This window comes from Exiguobacterium sp. s35 (genome assembly GCF_018617535.1).
GTDB classification, from domain to species: domain Bacteria; phylum Bacillota; class Bacilli; order Exiguobacteriales; family Exiguobacteriaceae; genus Exiguobacterium; species Exiguobacterium aestuarii.
On the sequence record NZ_JACSKI010000001.1, the window covers coordinates 404,453 to 417,934 of the forward strand.

Annotated in this window: 14 protein-coding genes and 1 other annotated feature; all 14 genes read left to right on the forward strand. The window is 49.5% G+C overall.

Annotated features, from left to right (window positions below; genetic code table 11):
* The first annotated feature begins 44 nt into the window (after positions 1-44).
* Positions 45-806 (forward strand): peptidoglycan editing factor PgeF, encoded by a 762-nt coding sequence (gene pgeF, locus KNO75_RS02080; RefSeq protein ID WP_214819599.1) that lies wholly within the window; start codon positions 45-47, stop codon positions 804-806.
* Entirely contained in the window at positions 803-1,456 is a 654-nt protein-coding gene (locus KNO75_RS02085) for a YggS family pyridoxal phosphate-dependent enzyme (RefSeq protein ID WP_214819600.1), read from the forward strand. Before pgeF ends, KNO75_RS02085 begins: the two co-directional genes overlap by 4 nt.
* A gap of 23 nt (positions 1,457-1,479) precedes the next feature.
* Positions 1,480-1,950 carry a cell division protein SepF gene (locus tag KNO75_RS02090; RefSeq protein ID WP_214819602.1) on the forward strand — a complete coding sequence of 157 codons (471 nt, stop codon included), beginning with the start codon at positions 1,480-1,482 and terminating at the stop codon, positions 1,948-1,950.
* Between the two features lie 4 nt (positions 1,951-1,954).
* Positions 1,955-2,224, forward strand: coding sequence for a YggT family protein (locus tag KNO75_RS02095; protein WP_214745583.1), 270 nt, complete (start codon positions 1,955-1,957; stop codon positions 2,222-2,224).
* Between the two features lie 3 nt (positions 2,225-2,227).
* On the forward strand, positions 2,228-2,998 hold the full coding sequence (locus KNO75_RS02100) for a YlmH family RNA-binding protein (RefSeq protein WP_214819604.1): 771 nt from the start codon (positions 2,228-2,230) through the stop codon (positions 2,996-2,998).
* Between the two features lie 19 nt (positions 2,999-3,017).
* Positions 3,018-3,566, forward strand: a complete 549-nt coding sequence (locus KNO75_RS02105) for a DivIVA domain-containing protein (RefSeq protein WP_074034869.1) — start codon at positions 3,018-3,020, stop codon at positions 3,564-3,566.
* A gap of 3 nt (positions 3,567-3,569) precedes the next feature.
* Positions 3,570-3,789: a binding site (T-box leader), on the forward strand.
* 53 nt (positions 3,790-3,842) lie between these two features.
* Complete coding sequence (gene ileS, locus KNO75_RS02110) at positions 3,843-6,569, forward strand: isoleucine--tRNA ligase (protein ID WP_214819606.1); 2,727 nt, start codon at positions 3,843-3,845, stop codon at positions 6,567-6,569.
* Positions 6,570-6,626: 57 nt separating this feature from the next.
* Positions 6,627-7,100, forward strand: a complete 474-nt coding sequence (gene lspA, locus KNO75_RS02115) for a signal peptidase II (protein WP_074034865.1) — start codon at positions 6,627-6,629, stop codon at positions 7,098-7,100.
* A complete protein-coding gene (locus tag KNO75_RS02120) occupies positions 7,100-8,011 on the forward strand; it encodes an RluA family pseudouridine synthase (protein ID WP_214819608.1) in 912 nt (303 codons plus the stop codon). The genes lspA and KNO75_RS02120 overlap by 1 nt, the downstream gene beginning before the upstream one ends.
* A gap of 176 nt (positions 8,012-8,187) precedes the next feature.
* The gene (gene pyrR / locus KNO75_RS02125; RefSeq protein WP_251126017.1) at positions 8,188-8,745 is read left to right on the forward strand and encodes a bifunctional pyr operon transcriptional regulator/uracil phosphoribosyltransferase PyrR; all 558 of its coding nucleotides are present in this window, start codon (positions 8,188-8,190) and stop codon (positions 8,743-8,745) included.
* Between the two features lie 50 nt (positions 8,746-8,795).
* Entirely contained in the window at positions 8,796-10,100 is a 1,305-nt protein-coding gene (locus KNO75_RS02130) for a uracil-xanthine permease family protein (protein WP_214819610.1), read from the forward strand.
* Between the two features lie 129 nt (positions 10,101-10,229).
* A complete protein-coding gene (locus KNO75_RS02135) occupies positions 10,230-11,144 on the forward strand; it encodes an aspartate carbamoyltransferase catalytic subunit (RefSeq protein WP_214819612.1) in 915 nt (304 codons plus the stop codon).
* Positions 11,141-12,421: a dihydroorotase gene (locus KNO75_RS02140; RefSeq protein ID WP_214819614.1), complete on the forward strand. Its 1,281-nt coding sequence runs from the start codon at positions 11,141-11,143 to the stop codon at positions 12,419-12,421. Before KNO75_RS02135 ends, KNO75_RS02140 begins: the two co-directional genes overlap by 4 nt.
* Positions 12,399-13,481 carry a carbamoyl phosphate synthase small subunit gene (locus tag KNO75_RS02145; RefSeq protein WP_214819616.1) on the forward strand — a complete coding sequence of 361 codons (1,083 nt, stop codon included), beginning with the start codon at positions 12,399-12,401 and terminating at the stop codon, positions 13,479-13,481. The genes KNO75_RS02140 and KNO75_RS02145 overlap by 23 nt, the downstream gene beginning before the upstream one ends.
* Position 13,482: the final 1 nt, after the last annotated feature.

A 13,482-nucleotide genomic window follows, 5' to 3' on the forward strand; every position in this document is an offset into this window, starting at 1 on the left:
GGTGCCGTGACTCGGCATCCCTTTTTCTAAAAAAGGAGAAACCGATGCAACTGTTACATACATGGGAAACCGAATCGATTCGCTATCTTGCTTACGTGACGACACGGACGAACGGACACAATGCCGGAAACGTCGGTCTTCACGTCGGCGATGATATTGATGGAGTCATTCAAAATCGTCAATGGTTCTTTCAACAGGCGAATCTTTCGCTAGAAGACTCCGTTTGGGCCGACCAAGTGCACGGGATAACGGTCCAAAGCGTGGATTCAGCGGACAAGGGCAAAGGTGCATTTCGATATGACGAGGCGATTTCGCAAACAGACGGACTGATCACGACAGAAGAAGCATTGCCGCTCGCTCTCGTCTTTGCAGATTGTGTACCTCTCTTTTTCTGTGCGAAAGACCATGGAGTCATCGGTGTCGCTCATGCGGGTTGGAAAGGGACCGTCGGCAATATCGTCACGTCCATGATCCAAGCGTTTGAAGAATTAGGCATCGATGCGACAGAAGTGGAGATGCTCGTCGGTCCAGCGATTGCTGGGAATGAATATGAGGTCGATCGTCGAGTGCTAGATGCGGTTCAATCCGTTTCGCCGATTGCCTATCAAGAAGCCGTTCGACAGGATTCGGGCGACCACGCCTTGTTGTCACTCCAAACCGTCAATGAAGTATTGGCAAACGAACATGACACGTCCGTCATGCAATCGAATTTATCGACTGGCGCAAGCACACCATTTTTCTCGTATCGAGATGGAGAAACGAAGCGTCGATTTGCGGCAGTCATCGTCAAGGAGCGTAAATTGTGAGTATTTCAGATAACGTAAAGCAAGTTCAATCCATCATGGCAGCCCACGTTCAAGATGTGGAGCCTACTTTGATTGCCGTCACGAAATCGGTAGGCGTAGATGTGGCCAATGCTCTCTACGCAGAAGGAATTCGTGACTTCGGTGAAAATCGTCCAGATTCCTTACTTGAGAAAGTAAACGGCATGCCAGAAGACGCAAAGTTTCACTTCATCGGCACGTTACAGACACGTAAAGTGAGACAAATCATCGATCACGTGACAGCTATTCACTCATTGGACCGTTTATCACTCGCTGCAGAGATTGATAAACGAGCGAGCGAGACGATTGATTGTTTCGTTCAAGTAAATACCTCAGGAGAAGATTCAAAACATGGTCTTGAAATAGAGGAAGTTATGCCTTTCATCGAGAACTGTAAACAGTATCCTCATATTCGAATCATCGGGTTGATGACGATGGCACCGTTCACGGAAGAAGAGTCAGTCCTCCGTGAGACGTTCGGTCGTTTACGTCGATTACGTGATGAAGTGAACGTAAAAGGGTTTGAACACGCCCCCTGCACGGAGCTGTCGATGGGAATGTCAAACGATTATCCAATCGCGATTGAAGAAGGCGCATCGTTTGTTCGTATTGGTACCGTACTTGTGCAATAATATATCTTAAGGAGGAATCCGTTATGTCAATCAAAAACAAAATGAAAGATTTCTTTGGACTCGAGGAAGATCCGAACAGCACATACGAAGAAGAAGAGTTTGCCGTCGCAAACACATCAGCAACTTCTTCAACTGAAACAGCGGTCGTGAGACAAGAGGATCGCCCAAAATCAGCAAATAATCTCGTGGCATTGAATACGAAGAAGAAAGAACGCTCGAAAGTCGTATTGGCTGAACCACGTGTATTTGCTGAAGCGCAAGATATTAGCGATCAATTGAAAGAAAACCGTGCTGTCATCGTCAATCTTCAACGCATGTCAAAAGACCAATCACGTCAAGTCGTCAACTTCCTTTCCGGTGTCGTGTATGCGCTAGAAGGATCGATGACTTCGATTGGACATAACACGATTCTGTGTACTCCGAACAATGTCGAATTGACTGGTTCAATCTCAAACTTGATTTCGGAGGATGAACTTCACAGTAAAGGGTGGTAACTGAATGGAAAACGTAATCCCTGCCTTAGGCAATACGTTGAGAGACTTACTTGGTATTTATAGTTGGATTCTCATCGGCTATATCTTATTATCATGGTTCCCGAACGCGCGCGAATCGAAGTTCGGACAAATTTTATCGTTTTTATGTGAACCGTTTTTAGCACCGTTTCGACGGATTATTCCACCAATTGGTGGCATGCTCGATATCTCTCCAATCGTCGCATTGTTCGTGCTTCGGATGGCACAAGCCGGTATCACTGCCATTTTCGGGTGATGTATGAGCGTTTATGACCACTACAGACCAAGTGAACGGGCGTTCGTCGAACAAGTGTTGGACTGGGTACAACAAGTCGAGAACAGCTATGTATTGAAGTTGACGGACTTTTTAGATCCTCGTGAACAACAAATCGTCAAACAGCTTGTCGGTAAGCAGCTCGTCATTCACGACGATGGCGGGTTTGAAGGAGCTGAACGACGTCGGCTGATTTTGGCGCCAGAGTATTATGAGCTGAATACCGATGATTTTGAAATTGAGATTCGCCGTATCGAATATCCGACAAAATTTGTTGACCTGACACATCGACAAGTGACTGGAACTTTACTGAACGCTGGATTAAAGCGTCAAAAGTTTGGGGACGTCGTCCTGGAAGAGGAAATCGTCCAGTTTGCTACGACCCGCGAAGCCGTCGGGTTCATCGAAATGAACTTGGAGCGTGTCGGAAAAGCGAAAGTTCGCATCTCCTCTGTTGCGAAGGATGACATACTCGTCGTTCCGAAAACAGAGTGGATCGAGGGGTTCGGCATCGTGTCCTCTTTACGATTTGATACGGTTGTGAGCGAGGTACTCAACATATCTCGTCAGAAAGCTCAGGCGCTCGTGAAACACGGTGACTGCAAAGTGAATCATAAAGTCATTGAAGATCCGAGCTTCATGCTTGAACCAGATGATCTTTTATCCGTCCGTGGATACGGTCGTATTAAGATGATGGAGATCCTTGGTTCGACTAAACGTGAAAAGATTAAAATCCAGTATGGGACCATACGTTAAATTTTAGGAGGAAAGTCGAATGGCGTTGACACCGATTGATATTCATAATAAAGAATTCTCTTCCCGTTTTCGTGGGTACGACATCGATGAGGTCAATGAATTTTTAGATCAAATCATTAAAGAGTTTGAACTATTGATTCGTGAGAATCGACGGTATGAAGAACTTGTCAACGATATGCAAGCTCGCATTGACTACTTCTCCTCGATGGAAGATACATTGAACAAGTCGATCATCGTCGCGCAGGAAGCAGCGGAAGAAGTGAAGAACAACGCGCAAAAAGAAGCGAGCCTCATCTTGAAACAAGCGGAACGTGAAGCGTACGCTCGTGAAGAGGAAGCGGCCCGTAAAGAGCAACTTGCAGAACGCGAAGTCGTTCAAATGCTCAAAAAAGTCGAGTTGTATCGAACACGTTTCCGTGTCCTCGTCGACGCCCAAATGGAGCTCTTAAACAGCACCGAGTGGGAGACGATTGTCGGGGAGCCGCCTGTGCAGACGGTTCTTGACGATAGATCAGAACTTGCGTATAATGACCACGAAGTCACACAGAATGAAGAACAACATGGATAAATGATCAACACGTTGAGTAGGACGCGTCGATCGAGTCATACCTACGAAGCGACTTAGGGACGGTGAGAGCCTAAGAGAAAGACTCGAATCGGTATCCCCTATGAGTCGTCACGCTGAACCATAGTAAGCGTGACCGCCTGACCTCGTTATCGGTTACCGAGAGCGGTCTCATGAGAGTGAGACTAGTAGGGTGGTACCGCGAGTCAACCAACTCGTCCCTATCAGGGATGGGTTGGTTTTTTTTGTTTTCTAAAAAATGTTGATGGAGGAGTTTCGATGAACTACAAAGACACGCTATTAATGCCAAACACAGAATTCGCAATGCGTGGGAATTTACCAAAACGCGAACCGGCGATGCAAACAGAATGGGAAGACATGGACCTTTACAACAAGGTACAAGAAAAAAATGCAGGGAAACCACAATACATCTTGCACGATGGTCCTCCATATGCGAACGGTGACATCCACATGGGACATGCGATGAACAAAGTCTTAAAAGACATCATCGTGCGTTTCAAAGGAATGAACGGATATCAGTCTCCAATGATTCCAGGTTGGGATACGCACGGTCTTCCAATCGAGAACGCCCTTCAAAAAGCTGGCGTCAACCGTAAAGAGATGACGGTCGCTGAATTCCGTGAAAAGTGTGCAGAATATGCGATGGAACAAGTGAACTCGCAACGTGAGCAGTTCAAACGTCTCGGTCTTCTCGCAGACTTTGAAAATCCATATATCACGCTCCTTCCGGAATATGAGGCGGCACAAATCCGCTTGTTCGGAACGATGGCTGAAAAAGGATACATCTACAAAGGGAAGAAACCAGTCTACTGGTCACCGTCTTCGGAGTCGGCACTCGCAGAAGCTGAAATCGAATATTACGATAAAAAATCACCGGCCATCTACGTGGCATTCCGAGTTGTAGACGGAAAAGACACATTGACGTCTGACGATCACTTTGTCATCTGGACGACGACGCCTTGGACAATCCCGGCGAACCTCGGGATCGCAGTCAGTGATGAGTTGACGTACACGCGTATCGAACACGAAGGAAAAGGATATATCGTCGCAGAGACGCTCGTTGAAGAAGTGACGACAGCGCTCGGATGGTCTGACTATAAAGTGAGCGGTTCATGGAACGGTCGTGATTTTGAATATATGACGGCCCAACATCCATTGTATGACCGCACATCGCTCGTCATGCTCGGCGATCACGTCACAGCGGATGCGACTGGACTCGTCCACACGGCTCCAGGACACGGGGAAGATGATTATCGTGTTGGACAGGCTTACGGCTTGGATGTCCTTTGCCCGGTCGATGACCGTGGTTATATGACGGCTGAGGCGCCTGGTTTTGAAGGGTTGTTCTATGAAGATGCGAACAAACAAATCGGGATGAAACTTGAAGAGAACGGCTACTTGCTCAACTTGAAGTTCATCAAACACTCATACCCGCATGACTGGCGTACGAAAAAACCGGTCATCTTCCGTGCGACACCACAATGGTTCGCTTCCATCAAAGATTTCCGTGAAGATATGCTCCGTGAAATCGAAGAAGTGAATTGGGTTCCAGAATGGGGAATGACACGTCTTTACAACATGGTCCGTGACCGTGGGGACTGGGTCATCAGTCGTCAACGTGCATGGGGCGTGCCGATTCCAATCTTCTATGCAGAGGATGGAACGGAAATCATCACGAACGAGACAATCGACCACGTCGCGAACTTGTTCCGTGAGCACGGTTCGAACGTCTGGTACGAGCGCGAAGCAAAAGACCTTCTTCCTGAAGGGTTTACACATCCGAATAGTCCGAATGGCGAATTCCGTAAAGAACTCGATATCATGGACGTCTGGTTCGATTCAGGTTCTTCACACGCTGGTGTATTAGAGGAACGTGAAAACCTTCGTCGCCCGGCAGACCTTTACCTTGAAGGATCTGACCAATACCGCGGTTGGTTCAACTCGTCACTATCAACAGCTGTTGCGACGACGGGCAAAGCGCCATACCGAAACGTCTTGAGTCACGGTTTCGTCCTTGATGGGGATGGACGTAAGATGTCGAAGTCGCTCGGTAACACGATTGCGCCAAACGATCTCGTGAAGCAATATGGTGCTGAAATCGTCCGCCTATGGGTCGCGTCGGTCGACTATCAGTCTGACGTTCGCGCTTCGCACGACAACTTTAAACAAGTGTCAGAAGTATACCGTAAGATGCGTAACACGATCCGTTTCCTTCTTGGGAACTTGAACGGGTTTGATCCGTCGATGCGTGTCACATTCAAGGACATGCCAGAAGCAGACCGCTTCATGGCAACGAAACTCAAACAGCTACAAGCAAAAGTTGTCAAAGCGTATGACACGTTTGACTTCATGGCGGTGTATCATCTCGTTCATAACTTCTGCGTTAACGAGTTGTCATCGTTCTATCTCGACTTTACAAAAGATATCCTTTATATCGAGCGTGAAGACGATCTCCGCCGTCGTGCCGTTCAGACGGTCATGTACGATGCGGTTGTCCTTTTGACGAAGCTCTTGGCTCCAGTCCTTCCACACACTGCTGATGAGGCGTGGAAAGAGGTCCCTGGTAAGTCGGAAGCAAGCATCTTCTTGACAGATTTAGAAGAAGTGGATGCATTGACTGCTGATGAGCAAGCGTTGTTAGAGAAATGGTCGAAATTCCTCGTCTTCCGTGACGATGTCCTCAAAGCGATCGAAATCGCACGTGGCGAGAAATTGATCGGGAAACCGCTCGAGGCGAAATTGATTCTCGCACCGAAAGCAGAGACTGCCTCGTTATTGGAAACAATCGATAACGTCAGTCAGTTGCTTCAAGTATCACAAGTAGAATGGGCTGAGACGGCAGACGTCGATTATGCGACGACGAAAATCACAGTCAAGAAAGCAGATGGTGCCGCTTGTGCACGTTGTTGGACATACTCGACAGAGCTTGGACATAACGAAGAGCATCCTGAGCTTTGCCCACGCTGTGCATCAGTAATCGGTTAAGACGAACCGGAGTGGCGTCCCCACTCCGGTTTCTTAACGGCTTGAAAGGAGACGCATATGAAACGATACTACGGATTGGCCGTCATCTTGATTCTGCTCGATCAACTCACCAAATGGGTGGTCGTTCAGACGATGACAATCGGTCAATCGATTGAAGTCATCCCGAACTTGTTATACTGGACCTCTTATCGCAATAAAGGAGCGGCTTGGGGGATGTTAGAAGGACAGATGGTGTTCTTCTTCATCATCACGATTCTCGTCGTTGCGGGCCTTGTTTACTTCCTGCATAAAGAAGTGAACGGGTATCAACTTCTCGGATACAGTGTTGGACTGCTATTGGCCGGTGCAATCGGTAACTTTATCGATCGCCTGTTCCGCGGTGAAGTCGTCGATTTCGTTGATACGTATCCGTTTGGCTACAACTTCCCGATTTTTAACGTGGCCGATATGGCGCTTACGTTCGGGGTCATTTTAATGGTCATCGGGATTTTATTTGAAGAAAAATTACACAAAGAAAGGGGACAATCGTAATGGAATCCTATACTTTTGTCGCCGATGAAAAGGCAAGGATCGACAAGTGGGTGAGCGACCGTGGAGAATGGTCACGCTCACAAGTACAAGAATGGATTAAGACCGGAGCACTTCTCGTCAATGGGAGTGCCGTCAAACCAAACTATAAGCTCCAAGTGGGCGATGAAATCGAAGTGAACGTCCCGGAAGCGGTTGAACTCGAAGTGTTACCTGAACACATTCCCCTTGAAATCGTATTCGAAGATGAAGATATGATTGTCGTCAATAAGCCACGGGGGATGGTCGTACATCCGGCTGCCGGTCATACGTCTGGGACGCTTGTCAATGCGCTTCTCGGACATTGTGATGACCTTTCAGGCATCAATGGCGTCAAGCGCCCTGGAATCGTGCATCGAATCGACAAAGACACGACAGGTCTCCTTATGGTCGCTAAAAATGACTTGGCTCATGAATCACTTGCGAGCCAGTTGAAAGATAAAACGATCAAGCGTGAATACATCGCGCTCGTTCACGGTGAACTCGTTCACGAACTCGGGACGATTGAGGCACCGATTGGTCGCGATACGAATGACCGTCAGCGTATGACCGTGACAGACAAGAACGCGAAAGAAGCGGTGACGCATTTCCGCTTGCTCGAGCGCTATAAAGACTTCTCGCTCGTCGAGTGTAAACTCGAGACAGGTCGTACACACCAAATCCGTGTGCACATGCGCTATATCGGGCATCCGCTCGCAGGCGACCCGAAATATGGACCACGTCGGACAATTGATTTAGGCGGTCAAGCCCTACATGCGGCGACGCTCGGTTTCCACCATCCACGTACGAAAGAATGGATGGAATTTGAGGCACCACTTCCAGAAGACTTTAAGGCAGAACTTGCAAAGTTAGATAAAATCGAGAAAACTCGTTGACTTCTGTCACGTTCCGATTTATAGTCTAGGAAGCATAACACCTTTAAACCCAGTCCAGAGAGGCTGTGAAAGGATTGTGACCGCGGTCACACTAACGTCAATTCAACCCGGCATCAGACTGCCGTTTTTGATGAAGACTCCCTTTCCAGCCGGACGAGGGAGTCTTCTTTTTTTGAATGAAGCATGAAAGGAGGAGTGACGTGAAACAGTCAGTCATTTTAGATGAGTCAGCCATCCGTCGCGCTCTGACACGAATCGCTCATGAAATCATCGAGCGGAACAAAGGAATCGACGATGTCGTCCTCGTCGGGATTAAGACGAGAGGCGAGACGCTCGCTGACCGACTCGCACGCCGGATCGAAGAGATTGAAGGCAAGCCGGTCGCACTCGGGAATCTCGACATCACGCTTTACCGGGATGACTTATCGAAGAAGTCGTTAGACCCAGAAGTGAAGGCAACAGAGTTGCCGCATGACATTAATGGGAAGACCGTCGTCCTCGTCGACGACGTCCTATATACCGGTCGAACGGTCCGTGCCGCAATGGACGCACTCGTTGACCATGGTCGCCCAGACTATATCCAACTCGCGGTCTTGATTGACCGGGGACATCGGGAGCTTCCGATTCGACCTGATTTCATCGGGAAGAACGTTCCGACATCGAAGTCCGAGCAAGTCGTCGTCCGACTCAGTGAAGTCGACACGGCAGATGAAGTGACAATCAATCAGCAATAATCTTAAAACCTTTAAGGTGGTCCAGAGAGGCCAGGAAGGAGAAATTCAATATGAAACAACCCGTTCTACACATCCACGAGCGTCCAGCTCACTTTCCACAATGGCTGTTATTCAGTCTTCAACACGTTTTCGCCATGTTCGGAGCGACGATTTTAGTCCCAATCTTAACAGGATTAAATACATCGGTCGCCCTCGTCGCTTCCGGAGTGGCCACGCTCTCATTCTTAGCGATTACTCGCTTCAAAGTTCCAACATACCTCGGTTCAAGTTTTGCCTACATCGCTCCAATCATTGCGGTCAGTCAGCAATGGGGTGTCGAAGCCGCACTGTTCGGCGGAATCATTGCCGGCTCGGTATACGGTGTCGTCTCCTTGATCATCTATAAGACAGGCGTCAACTGGTTGCTCCGGTTGCTCCCGCCAGTCGTCGTCGGACCGGTCATCATGGTCATCGGGTTGTCGCTCGCGCCGGTCGCCATCGACATGTCCATGAATCAAGACGGAGCCTACAACGGAACGTTCATGACAATCGCACTCTTGACACTTGGAATCACGATGCTCGCCATGACAAAACTGAAAGGGGTTTGGGGAGCGGTTCCAATCCTTTTCGGAATTGTCGGAGGCTACGGGATTGCCGCAGCATTCGGAATCATCGATTACTCACCAATCCAACAAGCAAGCTTGTTCCAACTCCCTGACTTCACGATGGTGTTCGTCGACTACATGCCGATGTGGCAAGTCGGTGCACTCCTTGCCATCGTACCAGTCGCACTCGTTACGATGACGGAGCATATCGGTGATCAAATGGTCACATCTAAAATCATTGGACGAGAGACGATGAAAGATCCTGGCCTCCATCGCACGCTACTCGGTGACGGGGTAGGGAAAGCTGTCGCATCCGCACTCGGTGGTCCACCATGTACGACATACGGTGAAAACAACGGAGTCATGGCCATCACACGCGTATACAGTGTCTACGTTATCGCTGGAGCGGCGCTCATGGCCATCAGCTTCGGATTTCTCGGTCATATCGAGGCATTCATCTCAACGATTCCGAATCCGGTCAAAGGCGGCATCTCGATTCTCTTGTTCGGGGTCATCGCGTCGAACGGACTACGGACGATGGTGGAGAGCAACGTCGATTTGGCAGAAAAACGCAACTTGATCATCTCATCGGTCATCCTCGTCATCGGGCTGGGTGGTGCAATGATTCAACTCGGCAGCTTCCCGGTACAAGGGATGGCGCTCGCGACGGTCGTCGGGATTCTCTTAAACGTCATCTTACCGAAAGAAGAAGTCGATACGATGGTGGAAGTCAGCACAACTGAAGAAACGAAACAAGCAAGTAACTTTTAATTCGATCCCGTGAGGTCGGCAAAGTGAAGGCTCGTTTATTTGGGTGTACCTTGCCCAAATGAAGGCGTCCCTTCACATCGGTGAAGAGACGCCTTTTCTCTTTGCCTCTAACAAAAGGAGGAGACGAACATGAATACGATGCAAACGAATGTCAAACCAGTCAAACACTTCGTCAGCTTAGATACACTCTCGCTCGATGAGATCATGGGCATGATTGAAGAGTCATTGCGCTATAAACAAGGGGACCTACCCCCACTATTTGACGGGAAAACGGTCGCAAACCTGTTCTTTGAAAACTCGACGCGTACGAAAAATTCGTTTCAAATGGCCGAGCGACACTTGAACATGCAAGAGATTCCGTTCGATGTGACGACGTCATCGGTCACGAAGGGAGAGACATTGTACGACACATGCAAGACGCTCGAAGCGATTGGAGTTGACGCACTCGTCATCCGACACCCAGAAGCAGGATACTACCATGAACTCGTTGAGAAGTTGAACATCCCAGTACTCAATGGGGGCGACGGGAGTGGCGAACACCCTTCCCAATCACTACTCGACCTCGTCACAATCTTTGAAGAGTTCAGAACGTTCCAAGGATTGAACGTTGCCATCTGTGGTGACCTCGTTCATAGTCGCGTCGCTCGATCGAATGCGAATGTGTTGAAGCGTCTCGGGGCAAACGTTGTCGGATGCAGCCCAGCCTCATGGTGGGATGATTCAATGGGGCTTGAGCGTAAAGAACTTGATGATGTGTTGGCAGAAAGTGACGTCATCATGCTGTTACGGGTTCAGCACGAACGTCATATCATGGGAGACATTTTCTCGAAAGAGGAATATCACACACGATATGGACTGACCGTCGAGCGAGTCGAGCAGATGAAAGAAGGAGCCATCATCATGCACCCGGCACCGGTCAATCGGGATGTTGAGATTGCGGGCAGTTTGATCGAACATGAACGCTCTCGCATCTTCCCGCAAATGAAGAACGGCGTCTATGCCCGCATGAGCATCTTAAATCGAGCATTAGGAGGACAACAATGATACTTCAAAACGCGACATGGTATGACAACGGGACAAAACGCACGACAAACATCCTCGTGAAAGACGGGAAGATTGAATCGCTTGACTATAACGGGTCGACAGCCGGAGAAGAGGTCGTCGATGCGACAGACTACCTACTCGCACCAGGACTTGTCGATGTTCACGTCCACTTGCGTGAACCGGGAGGCGAAGCGAAAGAGACAATCAAAACGGGAACGATGGCGGCAGCGGCGGGCGGATTCACGACGATCTGTTCGATGCCGAACACGCGACCGGTACCAGATGATCGCGTAACGATGGACGCGCTCCTCCAAAAGATTGAGCAAGATGCGGTTGTCCGTGTCCTTCCATACGCTGCCATCACGAAGCGACAGCTCGGTGAAGAACAGGTCGATATGGAATCCCTGGTGGATGCATTCGCCTTCACCGATGACGGGGTCGGTGTTCAATCAGCGGCGATGATGCGACAAGCGATGCGTGAAGCGAAGCGATTGAACAAGGCGGTCGTCGCGCACTGTGAAGACAATACGCTCAAAGCGGGAGCGGTCCACGAAGGGAAGTTCAGTGAGGCACACGGGATTCAAGGGATTCCAAGTCTTGCAGAGAGTATCCATATCGCCCGAGATGTGCTGATTGCCGAAGAAACGGGCTGTCACTATCACGTGTGTCACGTCTCATCGCGGCAATCGGTCCGTGTCATCCGAGATGCGAAGCGGGCAGGTATTCAAGTGACGGCAGAAGTGACCCCACATCACCTCGTCCTGAGCGAAGACGACATCCCAGGGCTCGATGCCAACTTCAAGATGAACCCACCGCTCCGAAGCGAGGACGATCGACAGGCACTTCTTGAAGGATTATTCGATGGAACGATCGACATGATTGCGACAGACCATGCCCCGCATACGGCAGAGGAGAAAGCGCAAGGCATCGAGCGTGCACCATTCGGGATTACCGGATTTGAGACAGCGTTCCCGCTTCTATACACGACGTTCGTGAAGACAGGCATCATGAAAGAACATCAGTTGATTGACTGGATGACGAAGCGTCCGAGCGACGTGTTCGGATTATCAAGAGGTGAACTGAAGGTTGGGGCGGATGCCGATTTGGTACTAATTGATACAGAAACGACACGGGTGGTGGATCCGTCGACGTTCTACTCGAAAGGAAAGAACACACCATTTACAGGGAAACAACTTGTCGGATGGCCGGTCATGACGATGGTCGGTGGCGAAATTGTATATAAGGGGCGATTTGATGAAACGAACATTATGGCTTGAGGATGGAATGAAATTTGTCGGTAAAGGATTCGGGGCACCAGCGGATACGATGGGGGAAGTCGTCTTCCAAACAGGAATGACCGGTTATCAAGAAATTTTGTCGGATCCGTCATATTGCGACCAGATGATCGTGTTGACGAACCCGTTGATCGGAAACTACGGGGTCAATCGTGAAGACTTCGAAACGACAGTTCCGATGGCAAAAGCATTGATTGTGAAAGAGGCTTGTGACACACCGTCAAACTTCCGTTCTACGGCGACGCTGGATGCGACGCTTACTCGCTTCGGCATCCCAGGGTTATCCGACATCGACACGCGTATGTTGACACGTCACTTACGGGCACAAGGTGTCATGCGAGGTGTCCTCGTCGATGGTGAGTTGACATGGGACGAAGTACAGTCTCGCTTTAACGAACTGTCTCCGAACGACCAAGTCGCACGCGTCTCGACGAAACGGACGTATGTAAGTACGGGTACGGGACCACGGATCGCGTTGATTGACTTCGGGGCCAAACTTGGCATCATGCGCGAATTGATGAAGCGAGACTGTGAGGTCATCGTCTTCCCACACGACGCCACCGCAGAAGACGTGTTGCGGTATGAGCCAGATGGCATCATGTTGTCGAACGGACCTGGGGATCCGAAAGACGTCCCGACAGCGATTCCACTCATTCAACAACTCATGCCGACGACACCGATATTCGGGATTTGTCTCGGTCATCAACTGATTGCGCTCGCGAACGGAGCGAACACATTCAAACTTCCGTTCGGACACCGAGGTGCGAACCATCCTGTCCTTGAGTTAGAGACAGGCGCCGTGACGATCACATCTCAAAACCATGGATATGCGGTAGAAGAGGCATCGTTACTCGATACAGCGCTCATCGTGACACATCGTGCGGTCAACGACGGGACAATCGAAGGAGTGAAACACCTGCATCATCCGACATTCTCGGTACAGTATCACCCTGAAGCAGCACCAGGACCGTTTGACGCCAACGATTTATTTGACCGTTTCATGCAACTCGTTCAAGAAAACAAACAGAAAGTGGGAATTTGAC

What these genes read in the sequence shown, in the direction of transcription:
- KNO75_RS02100 (WP_214819604.1), top strand. Translation starts at nt 2,228, where the DNA reads ATGAGCGTTTATGACCACTACAGACCAAGTGAACGGGCGTTCGTCGAA.
- lspA (WP_074034865.1), top strand. Translation starts at nt 6,627, where the DNA reads ATGAAACGATACTACGGATTGGCCGTCATCTTGATTCTGCTCGATCAA.
- KNO75_RS02090 (WP_214819602.1), top strand. Translation starts at nt 1,480, where the DNA reads ATGTCAATCAAAAACAAAATGAAAGATTTCTTTGGACTCGAGGAAGAT.
- KNO75_RS02135 (WP_214819612.1), top strand. Translation starts at nt 10,230, where the DNA reads ATGAATACGATGCAAACGAATGTCAAACCAGTCAAACACTTCGTCAGC.
- KNO75_RS02105 (WP_074034869.1), top strand. Translation starts at nt 3,018, where the DNA reads ATGGCGTTGACACCGATTGATATTCATAATAAAGAATTCTCTTCCCGT.
- KNO75_RS02140 (WP_214819614.1), top strand. Translation starts at nt 11,141, where the DNA reads ATGATACTTCAAAACGCGACATGGTATGACAACGGGACAAAACGCACG.
- KNO75_RS02145 (WP_214819616.1), top strand. Translation starts at nt 12,399, where the DNA reads ATGAAACGAACATTATGGCTTGAGGATGGAATGAAATTTGTCGGTAAA.
- KNO75_RS02120 (WP_214819608.1), top strand. Translation starts at nt 7,100, where the DNA reads ATGGAATCCTATACTTTTGTCGCCGATGAAAAGGCAAGGATCGACAAG.
- KNO75_RS02130 (WP_214819610.1), top strand. Translation starts at nt 8,796, where the DNA reads ATGAAACAACCCGTTCTACACATCCACGAGCGTCCAGCTCACTTTCCA.
- KNO75_RS02095 (WP_214745583.1), top strand. Translation starts at nt 1,955, where the DNA reads ATGGAAAACGTAATCCCTGCCTTAGGCAATACGTTGAGAGACTTACTT.
- pgeF (WP_214819599.1), top strand. Translation starts at nt 45, where the DNA reads ATGCAACTGTTACATACATGGGAAACCGAATCGATTCGCTATCTTGCT.
- ileS (WP_214819606.1), top strand. Translation starts at nt 3,843, where the DNA reads ATGAACTACAAAGACACGCTATTAATGCCAAACACAGAATTCGCAATG.
- pyrR (WP_251126017.1), top strand. Translation starts at nt 8,188, where the DNA reads ATGAAGCATGAAAGGAGGAGTGACGTGAAACAGTCAGTCATTTTAGAT.